This window comes from Massilia sp. 01N410 (genome assembly GCF_056399665.1).
The window spans coordinates 249,225-271,991 of the sequence record NZ_JBFTRV010000003.1 but is presented as its reverse complement, the minus strand read 5'-3'; the positions used below and the strand labels follow the sequence as shown (position 1 = coordinate 271,991).

General features: G+C 67.1%; 22 protein-coding genes. 11 read left to right on the top strand and 11 right to left on the bottom strand.

The features are described 5' to 3' along the window. Positions 1–2: 2 nt before the first annotated feature. From AC1DOP_RS06200 to AC1DOP_RS06175, 6 genes are all read left to right on the top strand, one after another. Positions 3–485: an aromatic-ring-hydroxylating dioxygenase subunit beta gene (locus AC1DOP_RS06200; protein WP_441933754.1), complete on the top strand. Its 483-nt coding sequence runs from the start codon at positions 3–5 to the stop codon at positions 483–485. Positions 486–501: 16 nt separating this feature from the next. Beyond that, complete coding sequence (locus tag AC1DOP_RS06195; protein ID WP_441933753.1) at positions 502–816, top strand: non-heme iron oxygenase ferredoxin subunit; 315 nt, start codon at positions 502–504, stop codon at positions 814–816. Between the two features lie 66 nt (positions 817–882). Further along, a complete protein-coding gene (locus AC1DOP_RS06190; protein WP_441933751.1) occupies positions 883–2,271 on the top strand; it encodes an MFS transporter in 1,389 nt (462 codons plus the stop codon). A gap of 31 nt (positions 2,272–2,302) precedes the next feature. Continuing rightward, entirely contained in the window at positions 2,303–2,941 is a 639-nt protein-coding gene (gene maiA, locus AC1DOP_RS06185) for a maleylacetoacetate isomerase (protein WP_441933749.1), read from the top strand. Positions 2,942–2,954: 13 nt separating this feature from the next. Further along, positions 2,955–4,064: a porin gene (locus AC1DOP_RS06180; RefSeq protein WP_477250445.1), complete on the top strand. Its 1,110-nt coding sequence runs from the start codon at positions 2,955–2,957 to the stop codon at positions 4,062–4,064. Positions 4,065–4,143: 79 nt separating this feature from the next. Beyond that, the gene (locus AC1DOP_RS06175; protein ID WP_477250443.1) at positions 4,144–4,929 is read left to right on the top strand and encodes an SDR family oxidoreductase; all 786 of its coding nucleotides are present in this window, start codon (positions 4,144–4,146) and stop codon (positions 4,927–4,929) included. Here AC1DOP_RS06175 and AC1DOP_RS06170 read toward each other — a convergent pair. Together AC1DOP_RS06170 and soxR are read right to left on the bottom strand one after the other, a co-directional pair. After that, the gene (locus AC1DOP_RS06170; RefSeq protein WP_477250441.1) at positions 4,853–6,730 is read right to left on the bottom strand and encodes a glycoside hydrolase family 35 protein; all 1,878 of its coding nucleotides are present in this window, start codon (positions 6,728–6,730) and stop codon (positions 4,853–4,855) included. The two genes, AC1DOP_RS06175 and AC1DOP_RS06170, sit on opposite strands and share 77 nt — an antisense overlap. Positions 6,731–6,895: 165 nt before the next feature. Further along, positions 6,896–7,354 (bottom strand): redox-sensitive transcriptional activator SoxR, encoded by a 459-nt coding sequence (gene soxR / locus AC1DOP_RS06165; RefSeq protein WP_441933742.1) that lies wholly within the window; start codon positions 7,352–7,354, stop codon positions 6,896–6,898. An 80-nt stretch (positions 7,355–7,434) separates the two neighbouring features. On the opposite strand from soxR, the gene AC1DOP_RS06160 reads away from it, so the two are divergent. Continuing rightward, positions 7,435–8,502 carry an NAD(P)/FAD-dependent oxidoreductase gene (locus AC1DOP_RS06160; RefSeq protein WP_477250438.1) on the top strand — a complete coding sequence of 356 codons (1,068 nt, stop codon included), beginning with the start codon at positions 7,435–7,437 and terminating at the stop codon, positions 8,500–8,502. Positions 8,503–8,567: 65 nt separating this feature from the next. After that, a complete protein-coding gene (locus AC1DOP_RS06155; protein WP_441933738.1) occupies positions 8,568–8,885 on the top strand; it encodes an antibiotic biosynthesis monooxygenase family protein in 318 nt (105 codons plus the stop codon). A 1-nt stretch (position 8,886) separates the two neighbouring features. Here AC1DOP_RS06155 and AC1DOP_RS06150 read toward each other — a convergent pair whose 3' ends face one another. Next, positions 8,887–10,152, bottom strand: a complete 1,266-nt coding sequence (locus AC1DOP_RS06150; RefSeq protein ID WP_441933736.1) for an MFS transporter — start codon at positions 10,150–10,152, stop codon at positions 8,887–8,889. A gap of 97 nt (positions 10,153–10,249) precedes the next feature. Here AC1DOP_RS06150 and AC1DOP_RS06145 point away from each other — a divergent pair, with 97 nt between their 5' ends. Continuing rightward, positions 10,250–11,146 (top strand): LysR substrate-binding domain-containing protein, encoded by an 897-nt coding sequence (locus AC1DOP_RS06145; protein ID WP_477250435.1) that lies wholly within the window; start codon positions 10,250–10,252, stop codon positions 11,144–11,146. Here the strand turns inward: AC1DOP_RS06145 and AC1DOP_RS06140 are convergent. Continuing rightward, positions 11,143–12,063 (bottom strand): LysR family transcriptional regulator, encoded by a 921-nt coding sequence (locus AC1DOP_RS06140; RefSeq protein WP_477250433.1) that lies wholly within the window; start codon positions 12,061–12,063, stop codon positions 11,143–11,145. The two genes, AC1DOP_RS06145 and AC1DOP_RS06140, sit on opposite strands and share 4 nt — an antisense overlap. Before the next feature lie 94 nt (positions 12,064–12,157). Here AC1DOP_RS06140 and AC1DOP_RS06135 point away from each other — a divergent pair, with 94 nt between their 5' ends. Then, a complete protein-coding gene (locus AC1DOP_RS06135) occupies positions 12,158–13,327 on the top strand; it encodes an ABC transporter substrate-binding protein (RefSeq protein WP_477250431.1) in 1,170 nt (389 codons plus the stop codon). 26 nt (positions 13,328–13,353) lie between these two features. Continuing rightward, the gene (locus AC1DOP_RS06130; protein WP_477250429.1) at positions 13,354–14,367 is read left to right on the top strand and encodes a Rieske 2Fe-2S domain-containing protein; all 1,014 of its coding nucleotides are present in this window, start codon (positions 13,354–13,356) and stop codon (positions 14,365–14,367) included. A gap of 12 nt (positions 14,368–14,379) precedes the next feature. Here the strand turns inward: AC1DOP_RS06130 and AC1DOP_RS06125 are convergent, their stop codons facing one another. The 7 genes from AC1DOP_RS06125 to AC1DOP_RS06095 form a co-directional block, all read right to left on the bottom strand. Then, positions 14,380–14,877, bottom strand: coding sequence for a MarR family winged helix-turn-helix transcriptional regulator (locus AC1DOP_RS06125; protein WP_477250427.1), 498 nt, complete (start codon positions 14,875–14,877; stop codon positions 14,380–14,382). Between the two features lie 72 nt (positions 14,878–14,949). After that, complete coding sequence (locus tag AC1DOP_RS06120) at positions 14,950–15,150, bottom strand: DUF4148 domain-containing protein (protein WP_441933726.1); 201 nt, start codon at positions 15,148–15,150, stop codon at positions 14,950–14,952. Positions 15,151–15,403: 253 nt separating this feature from the next. Then, a complete protein-coding gene (locus AC1DOP_RS06115) occupies positions 15,404–17,131 on the bottom strand; it encodes a tannase/feruloyl esterase family alpha/beta hydrolase (RefSeq protein ID WP_477250425.1) in 1,728 nt (575 codons plus the stop codon). 114 nt (positions 17,132–17,245) lie between these two features. After that, positions 17,246–18,418, bottom strand: coding sequence for an ABC transporter substrate-binding protein (locus AC1DOP_RS06110; protein ID WP_477250423.1), 1,173 nt, complete (start codon positions 18,416–18,418; stop codon positions 17,246–17,248). Positions 18,419–18,474: 56 nt separating this feature from the next. Next, positions 18,475–20,388: a feruloyl-CoA synthase gene (locus AC1DOP_RS06105; protein WP_477250421.1), complete on the bottom strand. Its 1,914-nt coding sequence runs from the start codon at positions 20,386–20,388 to the stop codon at positions 18,475–18,477. A gap of 10 nt (positions 20,389–20,398) precedes the next feature. Next, positions 20,399–21,844: an aldehyde dehydrogenase gene (locus tag AC1DOP_RS06100; protein WP_441933720.1), complete on the bottom strand. Its 1,446-nt coding sequence runs from the start codon at positions 21,842–21,844 to the stop codon at positions 20,399–20,401. A 62-nt stretch (positions 21,845–21,906) separates the two neighbouring features. Next, on the bottom strand, positions 21,907–22,740 hold the full coding sequence (locus AC1DOP_RS06095) for a p-hydroxycinnamoyl CoA hydratase/lyase (RefSeq protein ID WP_441933719.1): 834 nt from the start codon (positions 22,738–22,740) through the stop codon (positions 21,907–21,909). Positions 22,741–22,767 lie beyond the last annotated feature (27 nt).

Here is a 22,767-nt window from a genome sequence, read left to right as displayed (position 1 = left end):
CGATGAACAGCAACGATGAGCTGCAGATCTACCTGGCGCTGGCCCGGCTGAACGCCGATTACGCGGCCGCCGTCGACGCCGCCGACTGGGAGCGCTGGGTGGACTTCTTCGTCGACGACTGCGAGTACAAGGTGCAGCCGCGCGAGAACTTCGAACGCGGCTTCCCGCTGTGCACCCTGGCCCTGCTGAGCAAGGGGATGCTGAGGGACCGCGTCTACGGCATCCGCGAGACCCTGTTCCACGACCCGTACTACCAGCGCCACACGGTCGGCCTGCCGCGCATCCTGCGTGTGGACGGCGACCTGGTCGAGGCGGAGGCGAACTACGCTGTCTTCCGCACCAAGCTGAGCCAGGAGACCACGGTATTCAACGTCGGCCGCTATATCGACCGCGTGCGCGTCACCCCGCATGGGCTGAAGTTCGAGTCCCGCGTGTGCGTCTACGACACCGAGATGATCCCGAACTCCTTGATCTATCCAATCTAAGCAAAAGGCAGCAAACATGGCAAACAACTGGCTTGACATCAGTGCCCTCGACGAGGTGCCCGAAGACGACGTGCTGGGCGTCGACACCGGCGGCAAGGACGTCGCCCTGTACAAGGTCGAAGGGCAGGTCTACGCGACCGACAACCTCTGCACCCACGGACACGCCCGCCTGTGCGACGGCTTCCTCGACGGCTTCGAGATCGAATGCCCGCTCCACCAGGGCAAGTTCGACATCCGCAACGGCAGCCCGACCTGCCAGCCGGTCACCGAGGCGGTGCGCACCTACCCGGTGAGGATCGAGAACGGCAGGGTGTTCGTCGACCTCGGCTGACCCGCCGCACACAACACGGACCGCGGCCAAGACCGCGGCCATCCACGACAATCAACAGGAGACACCATGTCCAGTACCGCGCAAGTCGACGTACAGCAGCTGATCGATACGGGGCGCTTCACGCGCTACCAGTTCCTGATCGCCTTCCTCTGTTTCATCATCATCGCCATCGACGGTTTCGATACGGCGATCATCGGCTTCATCGCCCCGTCGCTGCGCGGCGAGTGGCACCTCACCCCGCAGCACCTGGCGCCGCTGCTGTCCGCCGGCCTGGTCGGCCTGGCCTTCGGCTCCTTCCTGGCCGGCCCGCTGGGCGACCGCATCGGCCGCAAGACCATCCTGGTGCTGTCGGTGCTGTTCTTCGGTATCTGGAGCCTGGCCTCGGCCTATACCGACTCCCTGATGACGCTGACCATCTTCCGCTTCCTGACCGGACTGGGACTGGGCGGCGCCATGCCGAACGCGATCACCCTGACCTCCGAATACTCGCCGCAGCGCAGCAAGTCGACCGTGGTCACCATCATGTTCTGCGGTTTCACCCTCGGCTCCGGCCTGGGCGGCGTGCTGGCCGCCCACCTGATTCCGGAATACGGCTGGCGCAGCGTGCTGCTGGTGGGCGGCTACCTGCCGATCGCCTGCGCGGTACTGTTCTATTTCCTGCTGCCGGAATCGGTGCGCTTCCTGGTGCTGCGCAAACCCGGCAGCCCGCAGATCGCCGCTACCCTGCGCCGCATCGCGCCGGGCGCAAGGCTAGCCGGCGCACGCTTCTTCATTCCGGAAGCGCCGGCCGCCAAGGGACGTTCGCCGGTCGCCCAGCTGTTCGCATCGCCGCTGGCCTTCGGCACGCTGGCGCTGTGGGCCGCCTTCTTCATGAGCCTCCTGATCGTCTACCTGCTGACCAACTGGCTGCCGACCCTGTTCAAGGACGCCGGCTTCCCGATCGCCAAGGCGGCCCTGGTGTCGGCCATGTACCAGGTGGGCGGCACCGTCGGCGCCATCGTCATCGGCCGCCTGATGGACCGCTTCAATCCCTACCGCGTGCTGGCTCTGTCCTACCTGTGCGCGATCGCCTTCATCGCCCTGATCGGCTTCCAGTACACCGACCTGGTGCTGCTGAACATCGGCGTGGCCGGCGTGGGCTTCTGCATCAGCGGTTCGCAGATCGGCGCCAACGCCCTGGCCGCGGCCTTCTACCCGACCAGCAACCGCGTCACCGGCGTCAGCTGGGCGCTGGGCGTGGGCCGCTGCGGCGCCATCCTCGGATCGTTGATGGGCGGCGCGCTGCTCGGCGCGGGCCTGGGCTTCTCGGCCATCATCCTGCTGCTCGCCATTCCGGCGCTGCTGGCATCGCTGTCGGTGTTCGCGATGTTCGTCCGCTATCCGCTGGGCGGTGCCGGCGGCGCGGCGGCAGGCAGCAAGGGCGCCGCTGCGGCATCCACGCCGGCATCGACCTGATCTTTCGTACTTTTCGCAGCAAAGGCTTCGCATGAAACTCTACAGCTTCTTCAACAGTTCCACCTCCTTCCGCGTGCGCATCGCGCTGGCGCTGAAGGGCTTGAGCTACGACTACGCCGGCGTCAACTTGCGCGGCGGCGAGCAGGGCCAGCCGGCCTACCGCGAGCTGAGCCCGGCCGGCATCGTGCCGGTGCTGGTCGACGGCGAGCTCACGCTGACCCAGTCGCTGGCGATCATCGACTACCTCGACCACCGCTATCCCGAGCCGCGCCTGCTGCCCGAGGAGCCGGTGCTGCGCGCCCGCGTGCTGGAAGTCGCCCAGACCATCGCCTGCGAGATCCACCCGATCGACAACATCCGCGTGCTGAAGTACCTGACCGGCACGCTGGGCGTGAGCGAGGAGGCCAAGTCGGCCTGGTACGCGCACTGGGTCGACGAGGGCCTGGGCGCGGTGGAGCGCCTGCTGGCCAAGCTTCCGGCGACGGCCTACTGCTTCGGCGACACGCCGACCCTGGCCGACTGCTGCCTGGTGCCCCAGGTGGCGAATGCCATGCGCATGGGCTGCGACCTGTCGCGCTTCACGCGCGTGCTGGCCGTCTACGAGCACTGCATGCGGCAGCCGGCCTTCATCGCGGCGGCGCCGCAGAACCAGCCGGACTACGTGGGTTGAGCCAGGAGACACAATGAAGAACCATGCAGCCCTCCGGCGCGGCGCCCTCACGTCCGTCGCTTTTGCGGCCGCCCTGTGCGCAGGCGCGGCATCCGCCCAGACCAATATCACCGTCTACGGCATCGTCGATGCCGCCTTCGCCCGCACCGACAACGTCGACGCGGCCGGCCATTCGATGACCAAGATGGCTTCCCTGACCGGCAGCGTGCCCTCGCGCCTGGGCTTTCGCGGTGCGGAAGACCTGGGCAACGGCCTGTCGGCCATCTTCACCCTCGAGAACGGGCTGAATCCCGACGCCGGCACGGCCAGCCAGGGCGGCCGCCTGTTCGGGCGCCAGGCCTGGGTCGGCCTCAAGGGGAGCTGGGGCACGCTGCAGCTGGGACGGGTGCCGAACATGACTTTCTATTCGATGCTGAAGACCGATGTGCTGGGCCCGAACCTGTTCTCGATCAGCAGTATCGACGCCTATATCCCGAACGCCCGCAGCGACAACGCCATCGCCTACATGGGCACCTTCAAGCGGGTGACGCTGGGCGCCACCTACAGCACCGGGCGCGACGCCTCGTCCGCGGGCGGCCCGGCGGCGACCAATTGCGCGGGCGAAGTCGCCGGCGATGCGCGCGCCTGCCGCCAGTACACCGGCCTGCTGGGCTATGACGCCGACACCTGGGGCGCGACCGCCTCCTACGACAAGCTGTACGGGAACAAGGGCGCGGCCTTCGGCCTCACCAGCAGCGCCAACTACGACCGCCGCACGACCCTCAACGGCTACGTCATGCTGGGCAAGACCAAGGTGGGCGGCGGCGTCCTGGACCGCAAGACCTTCGCCGCTACCGGCGTCATCGAATCGGATCTCTACTACCTCGGCCTCAGCCAGCCGGTCGGCCCCCAGCTGACCCTCGACGCCCAGGTGGCGAGGAAGAACGTCAAGGGTTCGCCGGACGACACCACGATGGTGGTGGCGCGCCTGAGCTATGCGCTGTCCAGGCGCAGCGCGGTGTATGCGGCAGCCGGCCGCATGGACAATCACGGGCAGGCGGCGCTGGCCCTCGACTCCGGCGGCACGGTGGCGCCGGGCAGGGCGCAGAACGGCCTGATGGCCGGGATCCGTCACGCCTTCTGAGGTCTGCAATCTGCGCTTGACCTCGACTTTGCTTGAGGTTCTACACTCCGTTCGTCGTCGTATAGGATGGAGTGGAAACATGGCAAAGCAGGGTCGGGGAAAAGTCGTCGTGATCACCGAGGCGGACGGGGAGGCCGGCGCGGCATGCGCACGCGGCCTGGCGGAGGAGGGCGCGCTGCTGGTGCTCGGGGCGCGCGACCGCGAGCGCCTCGAAGAACTGGCGGGTGAACTGCGCTGGGACGGCGCATCGGTCTTGGCATTACAGGCGGACGGCGCCGACTACGTTCAAGTGAAAAACCTGGTCGCCCATGCGGTGCGCGGGCATGGCCGGGTCGACGTGGTCATCAACAGCCCGCGCGCGACGGCCATCGGCGATGGTTTTGGCGTCGACTGGACCCGGGTCGCGGACGAGCAGATCCAAGCCTACCTGCACGCCGTGGTGGCGGCGAATGCGCAGATGGCGCGGCAGGGCGCCGGCCACATCGTCAACGTCGCGCCGCTCTTCGTGCCGCGGCTCGACGGCCTGCATGGCGTGGCCCATGGCACCGTGTTCCGTTCGCTGGCGCAGGCGCTGGCGGAAATCAGCGAGGGCCTGCAGAAGGGGAGCGATGGCTATCCCTTGCGGGCCACGCTGGTGAGCACGGAAGCGCCCCTGCTGCCCGCGCCGGGCGACCCGGCGAACGCGGAGCATTCCCTGGCGCAGTCGGTTGCCCGCGCCGTATGCTTCGCGGTCGGCCAGTCCGCAGAGGGCCACGTCGAGCGGCTGTGCATCCGCCACACCATGGCGGTCAATCGGGCGGCGGGGTCTCGACCACCGGATCGGCGCGTCCCTGCATCGTCGTCGCGGTGGGAGGCTCGGTGCTGAAGACCAGCACCTCGTTGGCGCCCGCTTTCAGCCAGGAGGCCGGCAGGTAGAGGGTCTGCTGCGGACCGATGTGCCAGTAGCGGCCCAGGTGGTGGCCGTTGACCCAGACCTGGCCCTTGCCCCAGCCGCGGGTGTCGAGGAAGCTGTCCACCGGCTGGTCGAGCTTTAAGGTGCCCCTCCAGAAGCCCGGTCCCGCCGGATCTCCGCCCGCCTGGCCCGGCGCGCTTGCGGCCAGGCGTTTCAGCGCCGCGGCGTCCAGCGGCAGCGGATAGACCGTCCAGTCTTCGAGCTCCTGCTTGTCCAGTTTCACACCGCGGACGATGCCCTTGCTGTCCTCCACCAGTTTCGCGCCGAAGCCGATGCGGCCCATGGCCTCGACCAGCAGGTCGAGCCGGGTACCGGCGGGCAGGTCCACCGCCAGCGCCTTGTCGCCGCGTCGGCGGTCGAGCCGGCCGATGACACGGCCGTCGGCCAGCACGGTGGCCTGGTCGCGCAGCTCGTCCAGCACCAGCTGTCCCTTGATCGGCGCCGCCAGGCGCTTGCGGTAGAGGATGTAGCCGTAGTTCTGGCCGAATTCCTCCATCGCCCGCACCCAGCGTGCGGGCTGGCCCTTCGAGAGGGTGTCCAGGCTGTCCAGCAGGCTGCCGGCGGACGCCAGCGGAAAGGCGGCCAGGGCCTGCGGTGCCGGTGCCGCCGGTACCGGCGGCAGCGTCTCCTTCACATGCCTGGCGATGACTTCGCGCAGGGCCTGGTACTTGGGCGTCGGGCGGCCGGCTTCGTCCAGCGCGGCGTCGTAGTCGTAGCTGGTGGTGTCGGGCTGGTAGGGCTCGGTGCTTGAATAGTTGGCGCCGGCCAGCCAGCCGAAGCTGGTGCCGCCGTGGAACATGTAGAGGTTGAAGGACACCCCCTGCGACAGCATCCAGTCCACCGTGCGCGCGGCTTCTTCCAGGCTCTGGCTGTGGTGCGGTCCGCCCCAGTGGTCGAACCAGCCGGCCCAGTATTCGCCGGCCATGCGCGGCCCGGCCGGTCGCCATGCCGACAGCGCTTCGATCGAGCCCTTGGCATCGTCCAGCCCACCGCCGAAGTTGACGACGGCCGCCGCCCCGGGCAGGGTGCCGCCCTCGAACAGGCGGGCGGCGCCGCCGTCCGAGGTGAACAGCGGGGCGTCGAATCCGGCCGCGCGCATCTGTTCCCGGGTGGCGCGCAGGTAGTCGTGGTCGCGGCCGAAGGAACCGTATTCGTTTTCCAGTTGCAGCATCAGGATGGGGCCGCCGCGGCTGCTCTGCAGGTCGGCCACTTCCCGGGCGAGGCGCTTGAAGTAGCGGGCGCTGGCGGCCAGGTAGCGCGCATCCATGGAACGCACGCGCAGGCCCGGCGTGCGCAGGAGCCAGGCCGGGAAGCCGCCGAAGTCCACCTCGGCGCACACGTAAGGCCCCGGCCGCAGCACCACGTTCAGGCCTTCCTCGGCCGCCGTCTTGATGAAGGTGCGCAGGTCGTTCTGGCCGGAGAAGTCCCATTGCCCCGGCTCCGGCTCGTGCTGCGACCAGAAGGCGTAAGTCGTCACGGTGTTCAGCCCCATCGCGCGCGCCATGCGCAGCCGCTCGCGCCAGGCGGCGCGCGGGATGCGCGGGTAATGCATCTCGCCGGAGCGGATGACATAGGGCTTGCCGTCGAGTTTGAACTGGGCGCCGTCGATGGCGAAGTGGGGTGGGCGCGCCGGGGCGGCGCTCGCGGCGGCCGCCAGGGTGCTCGTCATGGCCAGGGCCAGCAGGGCTGCCTGTAGTGTCTTCGAAAGTGTCAAGCCGAGGTCTCCGGTATTTTTCTGTTCGTAAGTTATGGCGCGTTAAATGTATGGTGAAAAAACTTACGCGTCAACAAAACGAAAGAAAAATCCGTACCGGCTGCCTATATTTGGCTGAAATGCCTTTCGATATGGGCGAAATCTCGGCGAGATACTTTCGATTCATCAATCCCGTTCGAGGATGCGCGGCCCCGGACCTTCGCGCCCCAGCACGTCTTCCGGATTGCGCAGCGGGCAATCCTTCAGCGACAGGCAGCCGCAGCCGATACACCCGTTCAATTCGCTGCGCAGGCGCTGCAGCCGCGTGATGCGCTCGTCGAGCGCCGCCCGCCACTTCGAGCCGACGCTCTTCCATTGCGCGGCAGTGATCTTCTGGCCCGGCTGGTAGGGCCCCAGCGCCTGCTGGATCTCGTCCAGCGGAATGCCGGCGCGCTGGGCCACCTTGATGATGGCGATGTAGCGCAGGACGTCGGGCGTGTAGCGGCGCTGGTTGCCGGAACTGCGCACGCTGCTGATCAGGCCCTTGGCTTCGTAGAAGTGCAGGGTGGAGACGGCGACGCCGCTGCGCTCGGCGACTTCGCCGACGCTCAGCCGGCGGACGGTGGCGGGAATGGCTTTGTTCATGGCGCTTGACCTCAAGGTAACTTGAGGAATTATAAAGCGAATACGAACAACAGAAGCCGTGACTGGCGGGAGAAGAAGGTATGAAACGTGAAGAAGAATGGATGGCCGGGGCGATCGACGCCGATGCCGTGATCGTCGGCGCGGGCCCGGTCGGCCTGTTCCAGGTGTTCGAGCTCGGGCTGCTGGAGGTGAAGGCGCATGTGATCGATTCCCTGCCTTATCCGGGCGGCCAGTGCATGGAGCTGTACCCGGACAAGCCGATCTACGACATCCCGGCCGCGCCCGTGCTCACCGGCCGCGAGCTGACCGACAATCTGTTGAAGCAGATCGCACCCTTCGAGCCGGCCTTCCACCTCGGCCAGGAGGTGCGCCTGGTCCGCAAGCGCGAGGATGGTCGCTTCGACCTCGAGACCTCGGCCGGCACCCGCTTCGTCACCAAAACGATCTTCATCGCCGCCGGCGTCGGTGCCTTCCAGCCGAGGAAGCTCAAGGTGGGCGGCATCGACAAATTCGAGGACAGCCAGCTGTTCTACCGCGTCCGCGAGCCGGCCCGTTTCCACGGCAGGCAACTGGTGGTCTGCGGCGGCGGGGATTCGGCGCTGGACTGGGCCCTGGACCTGGTCGGCAAGGCCGGGTCGGTGGTGCTGGTGCACCGCCGCGACAGCTTCCGCGCCGCGCCGGCCTCGATCGCGAAGATGAAGGCGCTGTGCGAGGCCCACGAGATGCAGTTCGTCTCGGGCCAGGTGGCGGGCTTCGGCGAAGAAGATGGCAGGCTGACCGAGCTGAAGGTGCTGGGCAGCGACGGCGTCACGCGCCGCCTGCCGGCCGAGATGGTGCTGGTGTTCTTCGGCCTGCTGCCCATGCTGGGACCGATCGCCGAATGGGGGCTGGACATGGAGATGCGCCAGCTGAAGGTGACGACAACCGAGACCTTCGAGACCAGCGTGCCGGGCATCTTCGCGGTCGGCGACATCAATACCTATCCGGGCAAGAAGAAGCTGATCCTGTCGGGCTTTCATGAGGCCGCGCTGGCGGCCTTCGGCGCGGCGCCCTACATCTTCCCGGACAAGAAGGTGCACATGCTGTACACGACCACCTCGCCGAAGATTCACAAGCTGCTGGGTGTCGAGAGTCCGGTCATGGATTAAGACCGCCGTTTCGACCGTCCGCTAGCGGACCTGAAAGCAGCCATATGCAATCCTAAGGAGAACACATGTTCGTAGTACTCTATCGGTGGCGAATCCATGAGGGACGTGAAGACGAATTCGTCGACGCCTGGTCACGTAAGTCTGAAATCTATCTGAAGGAGCTGGGCTCGCTCGGATCGCGCTTACACCGGGGCAGCGATGGCTTATGGTATAGCTACGCTCAATGGCCTTCCGAACACGCCCGTAAAGAAGCATTCGCGAATGGTGCCGCCGACGTCGACGCAGACGCGCGCATGGAACGAGCGATCGCGGAGCGCTTCCCGCCGGTCATTCTGGAGGTGCGGGCGGATTTCCTGCAAATCCATCCATGGAAAACGGCGTGATTCACGCCAAAGGCTCGGCCGATGGTCTTGGGTTGCTGAGTGTACTCTTGGGTGGTTTCGCCATGTTCGCAGACTGCGCATCCGTCATGAGCGGCGCCAAGCTGCGCAGGCGCAGCGAGATCAGCAGCGCCGCCGCCAGCAGGCTCCCGAGCAGCATGACGACGCCGCCCCAGCCGCCGTGCTCCCAGAGGAAGCCGCACAGCCAGCCGACCACGCTGGAGCCGAGGTAGTAGAAGCACAGGTAGAGCGCCGAGGCCAGTGCCTGCTGGGTGCGGGCGCGGCGGCCCACCCAGCTGCTGGCGATCGAGTGCGAGGCGAAGAAGCCGAAGGTGAAGATGGCCATGCCGGCGACGATCAGCACCAGGTTGTGCGCCATGGTCAGCAGCAGGCCGGCGAACATGGTCCCCATCACGGACCACAGCACGTGGCGGCGGCCCAGGCGGTCGGCGCGGCGGCCGGCCCAGACCGAGCTGAAGATGCCGAGCAGGTAGAGCAGGGAGATCGCGCCGACCACGCTCTGGCGCAGGCCGTAGGGCGCGCCCAGCAGGCGGAAGCCGATGAAGTTGTAGGCGCTCACGAAGCAGCCCATCAGCAGGAAGGACAGGGCGAACAGCCAGGGCAGGCCGTCGTCGCCGAAGTGGCGGCGCAGGCCGTGCAGGGTCATCGCCAGGCCGCCCGAGGAGGGCTTGAAATTGCGCGAGGCGGGCAGGCTGCGCCAGAATTCCCAGGCCGCCAGCAGGCCGGCCACGCCCATCGTCGCCAGCGCCACGCGCCAGGACAGGAAGTCGGACAGGGTCGAGGCCAGCATCCGGCCCAGCATGCCGCCGAAGGCATTGCCGCTGATGAGGAGGCCCATCGAGACGCCCAGCGAGGCCGGTTCGATCTCTTCGCTGAGGTAGGCCATCGCCACCGCCGGCATGCCGCCCAGCGCCAGGCCGAGCAGGGTGCGCGCCACCAGCAGCTCGGCATAGCTGCGCGCGAATGCCGACAGCACCGTCATCGCGGCGGCCACCACCAGCGCCACCACCATCAGGTTCTTGCGGCCGACGCGGTCGGAGATGACGGAAGAGCACAGCAGCGAGAAGGCCAGCGCCGCGGTCGCCATCGACAGCGACAGGCTGCTCTGCGCCGGCGTGAGCGCGAAATCGTGGGCCAGCAGCGGCATCAGCGGCTGCACGCAGTAGAGCAGGGCGAAGCAGGAGAAGCCGCCGAAGAACAGGGCGCGGTTGGTGCGGCGGTAGGCGGGGACGGCGGTGGGGCTGGACATGGGGCTAGGCGTGAGGCTTTGATACTCCATCCTAGGATTGTGCGAGCCATCTGTCCAATATATATTTGTGGCTCTACTTATCGCTTAAACAGATAACATGGAACTTCGGCATCTGCGTTACTTCGTCGCCGTGGCGGAAGAACTGAGCTTTACGCGCGCCGCCGAGCGCCTGCACATCGGCCAGCCGCCGCTGAGCCAGCAGATCCAGGCGCTGGAAGCCGAGATCGGCGCCAGGCTGCTGGAGCGGAACAAACGGCGCGTGCTGCTGACCGAAGCCGGCCGGCTGTTCCTGGCGGACGCGCGGCGCATGCTGGCGCTGGCCGAGCAGGCCAAGGAAACCGCCCATCGCGCCCACATGGGCGAAGCGGGCGAGCTGCGGGTCGGCTTCACCTTCTCGACGCCGTTCACGCCGCTGTTCGCCAAGGTCGTGCGGCGCTACCGCCAGGCCTATCCGCGCGTGCTGCTGAGCTTCCAGGAGATGACGACGCTGCACCAGCTGGCCAGGATCGAGGCGCGCGAACTGGACGTCGGCTTCGTGCGCCCGGCCTCGATGCAGCTGCCGCACAAGGTGGCGCTGACCAAGCTGCGCAGCGATCCGCTGCGGCTGGTGCTGCCGACCGATTCGCCGCTGGCGCGGCAGGAAAGCATCGCCGTGAAGGACCTGGCCGGCCAGGCCTTCGTCGTGTTCCCCAAGGATGCCGGCACCGGCATCTACCACCAGATCTTCGAGCTGTGCCGCGCCGCCGGCTTCACGCCCCACATCGCGATGGAGGCGGGCGAGCCCTCGACCATCATCGGCCTGGTGGCGGCCGGCTGCGGCATCTCGGTGCTGCCCGGTTCCTTCGAAGGCATCCACATGGAGGGCGTGGTCTACCGCCCGCTGGCCGATCCGGAAGCCACCACCTCGATGCTGCTGGCCCGCCACACCGAGGGCGGCGGACCGCTGGCGGAAGCCTTCGTGGCGCTGGCCCGGGCGGCGGCCGAAGAACACTAACGCCCGGCGCGGTCCGCGAACAGCTTGGCCACCACCGTGCGGATCCACACGTTCGGCTCGTCCTTGTGGAATTTGCGGTGCCAGTACTGCTTCAGGTCGAACTGCGGGATTTCCAGCGGCGGCTGGATCAGGCGGATGCTGGCGATGCGCGCGAAGGATTCGCCGACCGCATACGGCACCGTCACCAGGAGGTCGGTGGAGGCGATGATGAAGGGGATCGACATGAAGTGCGGCGTCGACAGGACCACCCGCCGTTCGATCTTGTGCTTGGCCAGCAGCTGCTCGAAGATCTCCTGGCTGCGCCCCTCCGCGCGAATGACCGCATGGCCGATGCGCAGGAAGTCCGCCATCGAGATCCGCTCGCCCTTGATCCGGTGCCGCGCGTTGAGCAGGCTGATGAAGTTGTGGGTGAACAGGCGCTGCTGGAAGAAGTTGCGCGCCTTCAGGTCCGGAAAATAGCCGAGCGCGAGGTCGATCTCGCCGGATTCCAGACCCGCCGCGATCTCTTCCGGCGGCAGGGTGACCGAGCGCACCGTGGCATGCGGCGCGTGGGCCTGCAGGTAGGCCAGCAGTTTCGGCAGGAAGGTCATCTCGCCGATGTCCGACAATGCAAAGTTGAAGCGGCGCGTGGTTTCGGCCGGCTCGAAGCGGGTGCTGGCCAGCACCTCGGTCTTCACCCTGCCCAGGATCTCGCGCGTCGGCCCCAGCAGGGCGGTGGCGCGCGGTGTCGGCGACATGCCGTGCGAGCCGCGCACGAACAGCGGATCGCCGAGCGCCACGCGCAGCTTGTTGAGGGCGATGCTGACCTTGGGCTGGCTCCAGCCGAGGCGCTGCGCGGCGCGGCTGACGCTGCGCTCCTCGGCGATGGCCAGCACCACCGGCAGCAGGTTGAGGTCGAATCCGGCGTCCGTGCTCATATCTAAATATCGAATAAACGTTATTCTCTGAATTGTCTTGAGATATAACACAAGCGGCCTATGATTGCATGCACTACAACGACAGGAGACATGCATGAACAGGTTCACGCCAGGGTTTTGCTTGATCGTGGCATTGCTTGCCGGCGGCGCCGCCCACGCCCAGGACGACACGATCCGGATCGGCGTCATCACCTCGCTCAGCGGTCCGGCCGCCGAGAGCGGCGCGCAGATGAAGGCCGGGATCGACACCTGGCTGCGCCTGAACGGCGACAAGGTGGCCGGCAAGCGCATCGAAGTCATCTACAAGGACGATACCGGCACCCAGCCGGACATCGCCAAGCGCCTGGCGAACGAGCTGGTCACGCGCGACCACGTGGACGTGCTGGCCGGCTTCGTGTTCACGCCGAATGCGATGGCCGCCGCCGGCGTCGCCGACCAGAGCAAGACGCCGATGGTGGTGATGAACGCGGCGGCATCGAGCCTGACCGCGCGCTCGCCCTACGTGACGCGGGTCTCCTACACGATCGCGCAGTCGGCCAAGCCGCTGGCGGAATGGGCCTACCGCACCGGCGCGCGCCGCGTGTTCACCGTGGTGGCCGACTACGCGCCGGGCATCGATGCCGAGACCTGGTTCAACAAGACCTTCACTGCCCTGGGCGGCAAGATCGTCGGCTCGGTGCGCATGCCGCTGGGCAGCGTCGACTACGGCGCCTTCGTCCAGCGCGTCAAGGACGAGAAGCCGGACGCCATCCACGTCTTCCTGCCGAACGGCCAGCCGATGGTGGCCTTCACCAAGGCCTACCGCGAGAAGGGCCTGGACAAGGCGAACATCCGCTTCCTGGGCGGCGAGGGCTGGGGTGACGAGGACGTGCTGAAGGCGGGCGGCGATTCCCTGGTCGGCATCTATTCGTCCGGCTTCTATTCCTATACCCGGCCGGGCGCCGACAATGCCAGCTTCGTCGACGCCTTCGGCAAGACCGTGGGCGGGCGCATGCAGCCGAGCTTCCTGGCGGCGTCTTCCTACGACGGCATGGCGTTGATCGCCAAGACGCTCGCCAGGACCGGCGGCAAAGCGGGCGGCGCGGCCTTCATGCAGGCGCTCAAGGGCTATACCAGCAGCAGCCCGCGCGGCACGGTGACCATCGATCCGGCCACCCGCGACATCGTCCAGACCATCTATATCCGCCGCATCGACAAGCGCGACGGCAGGCTGGTGGCCACCGAGATCGACCGCTTCGACGCGGTCAAGGACCCGGCCAAGTAAGCCGCGCATTCATAAGGAGATTATCCATGTTCCCGCTCGATCAATGGTATGTCGCCGGGTTTTCCTGGGAATTGAAGGACCGGCCGGTGGCCAGGACCCTGCTGAACCGGAACGTCGTGATGTTCCGTACCGGCGAAGGCGTGGCCGCCGCGCTGGAAGACCGCTGCTGCCACAAGTCGCTGCCGCTGTCCTGCGGCACGGTCGAGAAGCGCGGCGTGCGCTGCGGCTACCACGGCCTGCTGTTCGCGCCGGACGGCGCCTGCCTGGAGGTGCCCGGCCAGGAGCGCATCCCGACCAAGGCGAAGGTGAAGTCGTATGTGCTGAGCGAGAAGGACAGCATCTTGTGGATCTGGATGCCGCGCGAAGAAGGCGGCCAGCCGACCCACGAGGCACCGGACTACTGGGTGCACCGCGATCCGCGCTACACCTTCAAGGGCGACGTCTTCCACTACGACGCGCCCTACCAGCTGATCCACGATAACCTGCTGGACCTCAGCCACCTCGGCTACGTGCACTTGAAGACCATCGGCGGCAACGCGGCGGTCCACATGAACGCCGAGCTGAAGGTGGAGGCCAGCGGCGACCAGGTCAGGGTGCTGCGCTACATGCCGGAGTCGGCGCCGCCGCCGACCTACCTCGACGCCTGGCCCTTCAAGGGCAAGATCGACCGCTGGCAGGAAGTGGAGTTCAACGTGAGCCACCTGAACATCTGGACCGGCGGCGCCGACGCCGGCACCGAGGACATGCGGGACCCGCAGCGCGGCGGCTTCCACATGCGCGGCTTTCATGCGATCACGCCGGAAACCGACACCACTGCCCACTATATGTGGACCATGGCGTCCAACAGCCACCCGGAACGGCCGGACGTCAGCGGCGTCGTGTTCGACCAGACCGCGCTGACTTTCGAGGAGGACAAGGTGGTGATCGAAGCCCAGTACCGCAACATGCTGCGCCATCCCGGCGCGCCGCAGGTCGACATCCACGTCGACGTTGGCCCGAACCGCGCGCGGCGGGTGATCGAACGGCTGGCAAGGGCCTGACTGGCAAACTGCTCAGGCTTTTGCGTCGAGGTTGCGCAGCACGCGCGCATTGAGGCTGGCCAGCGTTTCCAGCTCGGCCGGCGTGAAGCCGGCGAAGGCGGCGGTGGTGGCGGCGGAGACCTCGGGCAGAAGGCGCTCGATCATCGCGCGGCCTTCCTCGCTCAGCGTAATCATCACCGCGCGGCGGTCGCCCGGCTTGGGGCCGCGCCGGACCAGGGACTTGGCCGCCAGCTCGTCGCAGACGCGCGTCAGGTTGGCGGGCTTCTCGTTGCAGGCTTCGCTCAGCTCCGAGGCGGTCGAGGTTTCGTCGACGCTGCCGTAGAGGATGGCCAGCACCATATAGTGCGTGTCGCCCAGCTCGTACTGCCGCAGCGCCGCGTTGCTCCTGTCGCGCAGGTTCTTCTGCAGATGGTAGGCCATCCGGACCAACAGCATCTTCTCGAACGGGAATCCCGGGACGCGGGCCTGGACTCGCCGCAGCCGCTGTTCGGTCGGGCCAAAATCGCTCATTGCATTCCTTGCAGCTTTTGAAAGTGCCGATTATCGCACTGACGCGGCCGAAAGAGTGCGTTCAGGCAGGCTTCAGGGCGCCTTGTGCAGTTCGGGCCAGTTCGGGTAGACGTATTGCGCTTCGGTCAGCGGGTAAGTGCCGTCGGCCCTGGCTTGTGCCAGCTCGGCCTGCACGCGGGCGCGGACCGGATCGTTGGCGGCGACATTGCTGGTGGACGCGCAGCCGGTCAGGGCGGCGAGGAGGACGACAGGGATCAGGGGTTTCAGGTTCATGATGTTCACCTTATTGAAGGAGGACCAGTGGAAAAGCTTCGGTACAGGATATATTTTAGTACTGGATAGTTCATTTGTGAAGTAAATCGACGTAAGTATAAATACGGATGCGTCCGCATGAGCACGAATGCTCATGCGGAGCGGGTAGATGGTCTGAATGAGGACGCTACGCCGAGGCGGGCAGCCTGGCAAGCGCAGAAGGGCATGGCCGCATGCCAAGATTGACATGCGGCCATGAGAGAGGGAGGAAGAATTACTGGCAGCTGAAGTTGGCGGCGTCGTCGACGCTGCCGCTGCCCTTGTAGCGCGCGACCTTCGGATAGGCGCACAGCGGACGGGTGCGCGAGGCCGACCAGTTGGCGGGCAGGTCGGCATTCGCGCCGCCGGCATTCCCGCTGCCGCGGGCCGCTGCCGCCACCGTGTCCGGCGCCTGGCCTTTCTCGACCCAGGCGACGAGCGGCGTCAGCATGTCGAACTGGTCGGTGGCCGGGCCGCCGGAACAGTGGTTCATGCCGGGCACCCGGAAGAAGCGCGCGAAGTTCGCGGCGTCGCCGCCGTTGGCCGTGCGCAGCGCCTCATACCAGGACGTGGTGTCGTCGCTCGAGAAGATCGGGTCGCTGGTGCCGTGGTAGACCAGCATCTTGGCGCCGCGGTTCTTCAGGGCGGCCAGGTTGGATGGATTCGGCGGCGTCATGAAGGACAGCGCGTTCTCCGTGTAGATGCCATTGGTCGCGTTGATCTTCGCCAGCATCGTGTCCAGGCTGCCGTTCAGCACGAAGCTGCGGCCGTCGAAGGTGGCGGGGTCTTCCGGCGGCACCTGCCAGATCAGGCCGACCGCGCCGGCATCGCGGTCGATCGGGGAGCTGAACTTCCAGCTCGCCCAGCCGTTGGTCGCCAGCCCGGCATCCCAGGGGAAGCTGGTGTAGATCTGCTTGCCGCTCTCGGTCTTGGCGCCGGCGAACAGGGCGGCGATGCCGCTCTTCTGGGCCGTGGTCAGGCAGGTGCCGTCGCGCGCGCCGGCGCAGGTCGGCACGTCGCGGTTGATGTCGAAGGCGGCCTGGCAGGCCTTGGTATCCTGCACCAGGCCGTCGGCGGCACCATCGAGGGCGTCGCACTTGCCCAGCACCGCATTCGACACCAGCGCCCGTTCGGCCTGGGTGAAGCCGGTGCCGAGGTCGCCCGGCGTGGAGGCCAGCGCGGCATAGGTCTTGGCGCCGGCGATGTTGGCGATCGCCGCCAGCGGCAGGCGGAAGCCGGGGTCGCCGACCAGGAAGCCGTCGTACTGGTCGGCATAGCGCGCCGCCGCCACCATGGTATGGCGGCCGCCGTTCGAGCACCCGCCAATATAGGAACGGTCCGGCGCCTTGCCGTAGGCGGCCTTGATCACGGCCTTGGCCATCGGCGTCAGCTTGCCGACCGCCTGGTAACCGTAGTCGAGCCGCGCCTGCGGATCGATGCCGAAGAAGGGCGTCGGTGCGCCGTGGCCGGCGTCCGAGCTGATCACGGCAAAGCCCTGGTTCAGCGCATTGTCCAGCGGTCCGCCGCCGCCCACCGGTCCAAGCGCGCTGACGACGCTGCCGTCGACGCCGCCGTTGGCCTGGTAGAAGAAGCGGCCGTTCCAGTTGAGCGGCAGGCGCATCTCGAAGCCGATCGCATAGCTCTTGCCGTCGACCGTGCTGGTACGGCGCAGCATCTCGCCCAGCACCTGGCAGTGGGCGGGCACCGGCTTGCCGCCCACGCTGATGGTGCCGGCGGCGATCGCATTGACCGCGCTGATGGTGGTGTCGGGATAGGTCAACTTTGCCGCCAGGTCGGCGCAGCCGGCCATGCTGGCGCCGGTGGCGGCGCCCAGTTGCGGCAGGGTCTGGGCCGGCGGGGTGTCGCCGGCGGCGGGCGGGCTGTCGTTGTCGCTGCAGGCCGCAAGCAGCAGGGCGGCAAGCGCCGCGGCAAGGGTTGTGGTGGTGGGGTGTCGCATGTACATACGTGTCTACTCCTCTGCAAGGTGACAGATCGAATACAAAACGTCGGGACGAACGGGACCCGCGCGGCCTGTCTGGAGGCCGCGGGGATTACTGCGATGGCGGGAAATTAGAGCTTAGTCGGGCATGACGTCCTTGAGGACGCCGATCGGTTCGTTGACCAGTTTGCCGTTGACCTTCTTGACTTCGCGGATGTACATGTTCTGCACGATGTCGCGGGTTTTCGGATCGATGCTGATCGGTCCGCGCGGGCTGTTCCACTTCATGCCGGACAGGGTCTTGACGGCGGCGTCGCCGGTGACCTTGCCGTTCAGCCTGCGGATGGTCTCGTAGATCATGCCCATGGTGTCGTAGGCGGCCACGGTGACGAAGGTCGGCGCCGGGCGGTTCGGGTTGGCCGCCGCATAGGCCTTCAGGAAGGACTTGTTGGCCTCGTTGTCGAGCGCGGTCGAGTAGTTCAGCACCGTCACCGCGCCCAGCGCGCGGTCGCCCAGGGCTTCCAGGGTCGGGCTGTCGCTGGTCATGTCGCCGACGCCCAGGAACTTGATGCCGGCCTTGTCCAGGCCCTTGTCGCTGTAGGCCTTCAGCATGCCGACGCCGTCTTCGACGCCGGGGGCGAAGAAGAATACCGCCTCCGGTTTCTGGTCCTTGATGCGCTGGACGAAGGGCGAGTAGTCCGGATTAGCCAGCGGCACCCGCGCCGAGCCGACGATCTTGCCGCCGCCCTCGGTGAAACCCTTGGTGAAGCGGGCCTCGGCGTCGATGCCGGTGCTGTAGTCGGACACCAGCGAATACACCTTGCCGATCTTGTTCTTCGCGGTCCAGTCGCCGAAGGGTTCGGTCATCTGCTGCATGGTCATCGAGGTGCGCAGCATATAGGGCGACTTGGCCGTGATGCCGGTGGTGACGGCGTTCATGACGATCATCGGCACCTTGCCCTGGGTGGCGACCGGTGCGACGGCCAGCGCGCTCGGGGTCAGCGAAAAGCCGATCAGGAAGCTGACCTTCTCGCGGCCGATCAGCTCCTGCGCGGCGCGCTTCGACAGCTCGACGTTGCTGCCGCCGTCGTCGCGGTAGAGGATCTCGATCTTCTTGCCGGCCACCTTGTCGCCGTACTGCTGCATATAGGTCTTGATGCCGTCCTCGAAGGGCTTGCCGATCTGGACGAAGGGGCCGGTCAGGGCCGCGATCACGCCGATCTTGATGGTGTCGCCCTCCTGGGCATAGGCGGACGTGCCGGCGAAGGGTAGAAAGGCCAGTCCTATGCATGCCAGTGTCTTCAGTTTCATGCTGTCTCCTCGTTGTAATGAGTGCTGCCTGTTGTTGTAAGTCTTGGCTGTACGCCTTATTCCGCGACGATGGTCTGCTCCTCGCTGCCGTCGTACATCGCCTCCACCAGGGCGGCGCGGCGCTGCAGGACGGCGGCCTGGTTGATCGAACCCTTGTCGGTCTGCTCGCGGTGATCGATCGAGGGCGGTTCGGCCAGCAGCAGCAGGCGGTCGACCCGTTTCGACGAACCGCTGGCGTCGCGATTCAGCTCGCGCAGCAGTTTCTGGAAGAAACCGCGCACCGGCGCGCTCGCCAGCACCTCGGCCGCCGATACGTCCGCACCGAGGCCCGACAGTTCGCGGCAGTGCTCCAGGCGCGGGAACACCATCAGGCCGATGACGGGGCGGTTCAGGCCCGTTACCACCGCGTCCTGCACATAGGGCGCGCCCATGCTGACCACGCGGGCCCGCAGCGGCCCGACGCTCACGAAAGTGCCGGTGCTGAGCTTGAAGTCCTCGGCGATGCGGCCGTCGAACATGAAGCCGAGTTCCGGCCGGCTCTCGTCGAAGAAGCGCAGGGCGTCGCCGGTGCAGTAGTAGCCGTCTTCGTCGAAGGCTTCGGCCGTCAGGTGGGGCGCGCGCCAGTAGCCCGGCGTCACGTGCGGGCCGTGGAAGCGCGCTTCCAGCTTGTCGCCGACGGGCACCAGCTTGACCTTGCAGCCCGGCGCCGGCACGCCGACATAGCCGGCGCGCACGATCGGCCCGGTGCCGAAGGTGCAGGACGGCGAGGTCTCGGTCATGCCCAGGCCCGTCATGATGCGGATCGATTCGCCGCAGCAGGCGATCGCCACCTTGTCGAGGCGCTCCCATGCCGCTTGCGACAGGCCGGCGCCGGCGCAGAAGAACAGCTTCACGCGCGAGAAGAAGTTGGCGGCCAGTTCGGCATCGGTTTCCAGCGCCTCGGTCAGCATCTCCCAGCCGGCCGGGATGTTGAAGTAGACGGTCGGCGCGATCTCGCGCAAGTTGCGGAGCGTGACGCCGAAGTCGCGCGGGGTCGGGCGGGCATCGTCGATGTAGAGCGTGCCGCCGTTGTACAGCACGATGCCGACGTTGTGGCTGCCGCCGAAGGTATGGTTCCAGGGCAGCCAGTCGAGCAGAACCGGCGGCTCCTTGCCGAAGAAGGGGAAGGTCTGCAGCAGCATCTGCTGGTTACTGGTCAGCATGCCGTGGGTCGTGATCACGGCCTTCGGCTTCTTGGTCGAGCCGGAGGTGAACAGGAACTTGGCGATGGTCGCCGGGCCCACGTCAAGGTTGCGGGCGTCGACGGTGGTCGGTACCGTCTCCAGCAGCGCGGAGAAGCGGGTGGCGGCGTGGCCCGGCACCTCGCCGTCGCACAGGATCAGTTCCGCGTCGGCCGGCATCACGGCCTGGATGGCGCGCGCGAAGGCCGTGCCGTTGCAGGCGAAGATGGCGCCCGGCGTCAGCTGGGCGATCAGGTCTGCCAGCTTGGCCGGGTCGGTGGCGACCAGCGAATAGGCCGGCGACAGCGGCGCATACGGAATCCCGGCGTACATCGCGCCGAGCGCCAGCTGGAAGTGCTCGAGGTCGTTGCCGGACAGGATGGCCAGCGGGCGTTCCGCCGACAAGCCGCGGTCGAGCAGGGCCTGGCCGATGCGGCGCACGCGCTGCAGCACCTCCGCATAGGACAGGCGGATCCATTCGCCGTCCGCGCCGCGGCGCGCCACCAGGGTGCGCTCGGGATGCCGGCGCGCGCCCTCGACCAGGCGGTCGGTGAAGCGCAGCGGGAAATCCTGCAGCGGCGTGATCGCATCGACGTGCCAGATGCCGTCCACCTGGTAAGCGCCGATCTCGGGGTTGCCGAGTTCGATCTCGCGCCGCTTCGCAGCGCCCGTTTGTTGGTCCAACTCGCGGCCCAATTCGCGGTCCAATTCGCTGCCGCCGCCATCGAAGCCATTCGTCGATCGGGTCATGGCAGCTCGCTCAGATCGGGTAGTGGCGGTGGCCGGTCTGCACCGTGATCCAGCGCAGGTCGGTGAACTCGGCGATCGCCGCCTTGCCGCCGAAGCGCCCGTAGCCGCTGCCTTTCACGCCGCCGAAGGGCATCTGGGCTTCGTCGTGCACGGTCGGGCCGTTGATGTGGCAGATGCCCGATTCGATGCGCTGGGCCACCGCCATCGCGCGGCCGATGTCGCGCGAGAACACGCTCGACGACAGGCCATATTCGCTGTCGTTGGCCAGGCGGATCGCTTCCTCGTCGCTGTCGAAGCGCAGCACCGAGACGATCGGGCCGAAGGATTCTTCCTGGTAGACCAGCATCTCGGGCGTGACGCCGTCGACGATGGCCGGCTGCATGATGTTGCCGTCCACGCCGGGATCAAGCTGGGTGACCCTGGCGCCGCGTGCGCGCGCATCCTGCAGCATGGCGTCCACGCGCACCGCGGCGCTTGGGTCGATCATGCCGGCCAGCGGGGCGTCGCTGCGGGCCGCCTTCAGGCCGGCGGTCTTGGCGGCCAGCTTTTCGACGAACCGGTCGGCCACCTTGCGGTCGACCAGGATGCGGTCGGCCGACATGCAGATCTGGCCCTGGTTGAAGAAAGCGGAGAAGGCGGCCGCCTCGACTGCTTCGTCGAGGTCGGCGTCGTCCAGCACCACCACCGGGTTCTTGCCGCCCAGTTCCAGCAGCACCGGCTTGAGGTGCTTGGCGGCCTGCTGGGCGATGATGCGGCCGACCTTGGTCGAACCGGTAAAGTTCACGCGGCGCACGGCCGGATGGGCGATCAGGCGCTCGACCACCTGTGGCGCATCCTGGGGCGCATTGCTGATGACGTTGACGACGCCCGGCGGGAAACCGGCGTCGATGAAGACCTGGCCGATCAGGCGGTGCAGGGCGGGGCAGAGCTCCGACGACTTCAGCACCACCGTGTTGCCGCAGGCGAGAGGCATCGCCAGCGCGCGCGTGCCGAGGATGATCGGCGCGTTCCACGGCGCGATGCCGACCACCACGCCGCAGGCCTGGCGCACGCCCATCGCCAGCGAGCCGGGGACGTCGGAGGGAATGACTTCGCCGCCGATCTGGGTCGTCATCGAAGCCGCTTCGCGCAGCATGTTGGCGGCCAGGGTCACGTTGAACTGGTACCACATCGGCGCGCCGCCGGCCTCAAGCACGGCGGTCTCGACGAAGCGGCCGCGCAGCGCCTCCATGGCGTCGGCGGCCTTCAGCAGCAGGGCGCGGCGGGCGCCGGGGGCCATCGCCGACCAGGCCGGGAAGGCCGCGCGCGCGGCCTCGACGGCGGCGTCGGCGTCTTCCAGGGTGGCGGCGGCGGCGCGGGTCGCGACGTCGCCGGTGGCGGGGTCATGGCGCTCGAAAGTGGCGCCGTTGGACGCGGCGCGGGCTTCGCCGCCGCACAGCAGATCTGCGTTGAACATATGAGGTCTCCTCATTGTGACTGGATGAAAATTATTATTATTGTTGTTGTGCTGATTCTCGCTCAGCTGCGCTTATAAGTCTGCAGGCCCGGCTTGATCGTCTTATCGTCCAGGAACTGCTTGAGGCCTTCCTTGCGGCCTTTTTCCGGGTCGCGGTAGTTCGACTGGTCGGTCTTGGCGTACAGGTAGTCCTCGTTCTGGTCCCAGCTCAGTTCGCGGCAGCGCTTGAAGCCGATCTTCGCGTAGCGCAGCACCACCGGGTTCTTTTCCAGCAGCTTGCCGGCCAGTTCGATCACGGCTTCGCGCAGCTGTTCCTTCGGCACGCTCTTGTTGATCAGGCCCATCGCGGCCGCTTCCTTGCCGGTGAAGGTGTCGCCGGTCATGATGTAGTGGAGGGCCTGGCGGTGGCCCATGGTGTCGGCCACGGCCTTGCTGACCAGGTTGCCCGGCGGGATGCCCCAGTTGACTTCGGACAGGCCGAACACGGCGTCGTCGGCGGCGATCGCCAGGTCGCAGGCCACCAGCGGCGAGAAGGCGCCGCCGAAGCACCAGCCGTTGACCATCGCGATGGTCGCCTTGCTGTACATGCGCAGCAGTTTCCACTGCCACTGCGAGCAATCGCGGCGCATGCGCTCCTGCATGATTTCCGGCTTGCCGTCGGTCTCGCGGAAGTACTCCTTGAGGTCCATGCCGGCGGTCCAGGCTTCGCCGGCGCCGGTCAGCACGATCACCTGGGCGTCGTCGTCCAGCTCCAGCGTCTCGAGCACGTCGATCATCTCGCGGTTCAGGGTCGGGCTCATGGCGTTGCGCTTTTCCGGGCGGTTCAGGGTGATCCAGCCGATCCCGTTGTCGACGTCGACCTTGACGGTCTGCCAGCGCGCTTCGTATTTGGACATACAATGTCTCCTCAGTGGTTTGTTTAG

What these genes read in the sequence shown, in the direction of transcription:
- AC1DOP_RS06200 (WP_441933754.1), top strand. Translation starts at nt 3, where the DNA reads ATGAACAGCAACGATGAGCTGCAGATCTACCTGGCGCTGGCCCGGCTG.
- AC1DOP_RS06195 (WP_441933753.1), top strand. Translation starts at nt 502, where the DNA reads ATGGCAAACAACTGGCTTGACATCAGTGCCCTCGACGAGGTGCCCGAA.
- AC1DOP_RS06190 (WP_441933751.1), top strand. Translation starts at nt 883, where the DNA reads ATGTCCAGTACCGCGCAAGTCGACGTACAGCAGCTGATCGATACGGGG.
- maiA (WP_441933749.1), top strand. Translation starts at nt 2,303, where the DNA reads ATGAAACTCTACAGCTTCTTCAACAGTTCCACCTCCTTCCGCGTGCGC.
- AC1DOP_RS06180 (WP_477250445.1), top strand. Translation starts at nt 2,955, where the DNA reads ATGAAGAACCATGCAGCCCTCCGGCGCGGCGCCCTCACGTCCGTCGCT.
- AC1DOP_RS06175 (WP_477250443.1), top strand. Translation starts at nt 4,144, where the DNA reads ATGGCAAAGCAGGGTCGGGGAAAAGTCGTCGTGATCACCGAGGCGGAC.
- soxR (WP_441933742.1), bottom strand. Translation starts at nt 7,354, where the DNA reads ATGAACAAAGCCATTCCCGCCACCGTCCGCCGGCTGAGCGTCGGCGAA.
- AC1DOP_RS06160 (WP_477250438.1), top strand. Translation starts at nt 7,435, where the DNA reads ATGAAACGTGAAGAAGAATGGATGGCCGGGGCGATCGACGCCGATGCC.
- AC1DOP_RS06155 (WP_441933738.1), top strand. Translation starts at nt 8,568, where the DNA reads ATGTTCGTAGTACTCTATCGGTGGCGAATCCATGAGGGACGTGAAGAC.
- AC1DOP_RS06150 (WP_441933736.1), bottom strand. Translation starts at nt 10,152, where the DNA reads ATGTCCAGCCCCACCGCCGTCCCCGCCTACCGCCGCACCAACCGCGCC.
- AC1DOP_RS06145 (WP_477250435.1), top strand. Translation starts at nt 10,250, where the DNA reads ATGGAACTTCGGCATCTGCGTTACTTCGTCGCCGTGGCGGAAGAACTG.
- AC1DOP_RS06140 (WP_477250433.1), bottom strand. Translation starts at nt 12,063, where the DNA reads ATGAGCACGGACGCCGGATTCGACCTCAACCTGCTGCCGGTGGTGCTG.
- AC1DOP_RS06135 (WP_477250431.1), top strand. Translation starts at nt 12,158, where the DNA reads ATGAACAGGTTCACGCCAGGGTTTTGCTTGATCGTGGCATTGCTTGCC.
- AC1DOP_RS06130 (WP_477250429.1), top strand. Translation starts at nt 13,354, where the DNA reads ATGTTCCCGCTCGATCAATGGTATGTCGCCGGGTTTTCCTGGGAATTG.
- AC1DOP_RS06125 (WP_477250427.1), bottom strand. Translation starts at nt 14,877, where the DNA reads ATGAGCGATTTTGGCCCGACCGAACAGCGGCTGCGGCGAGTCCAGGCC.
- AC1DOP_RS06120 (WP_441933726.1), bottom strand. Translation starts at nt 15,150, where the DNA reads ATGAACCTGAAACCCCTGATCCCTGTCGTCCTCCTCGCCGCCCTGACC.
- AC1DOP_RS06115 (WP_477250425.1), bottom strand. Translation starts at nt 17,131, where the DNA reads ATGTACATGCGACACCCCACCACCACAACCCTTGCCGCGGCGCTTGCC.
- AC1DOP_RS06110 (WP_477250423.1), bottom strand. Translation starts at nt 18,418, where the DNA reads ATGAAACTGAAGACACTGGCATGCATAGGACTGGCCTTTCTACCCTTC.
- AC1DOP_RS06105 (WP_477250421.1), bottom strand. Translation starts at nt 20,388, where the DNA reads ATGACCCGATCGACGAATGGCTTCGATGGCGGCGGCAGCGAATTGGAC.
- AC1DOP_RS06100 (WP_441933720.1), bottom strand. Translation starts at nt 21,844, where the DNA reads ATGTTCAACGCAGATCTGCTGTGCGGCGGCGAAGCCCGCGCCGCGTCC.
- AC1DOP_RS06095 (WP_441933719.1), bottom strand. Translation starts at nt 22,740, where the DNA reads ATGTCCAAATACGAAGCGCGCTGGCAGACCGTCAAGGTCGACGTCGAC.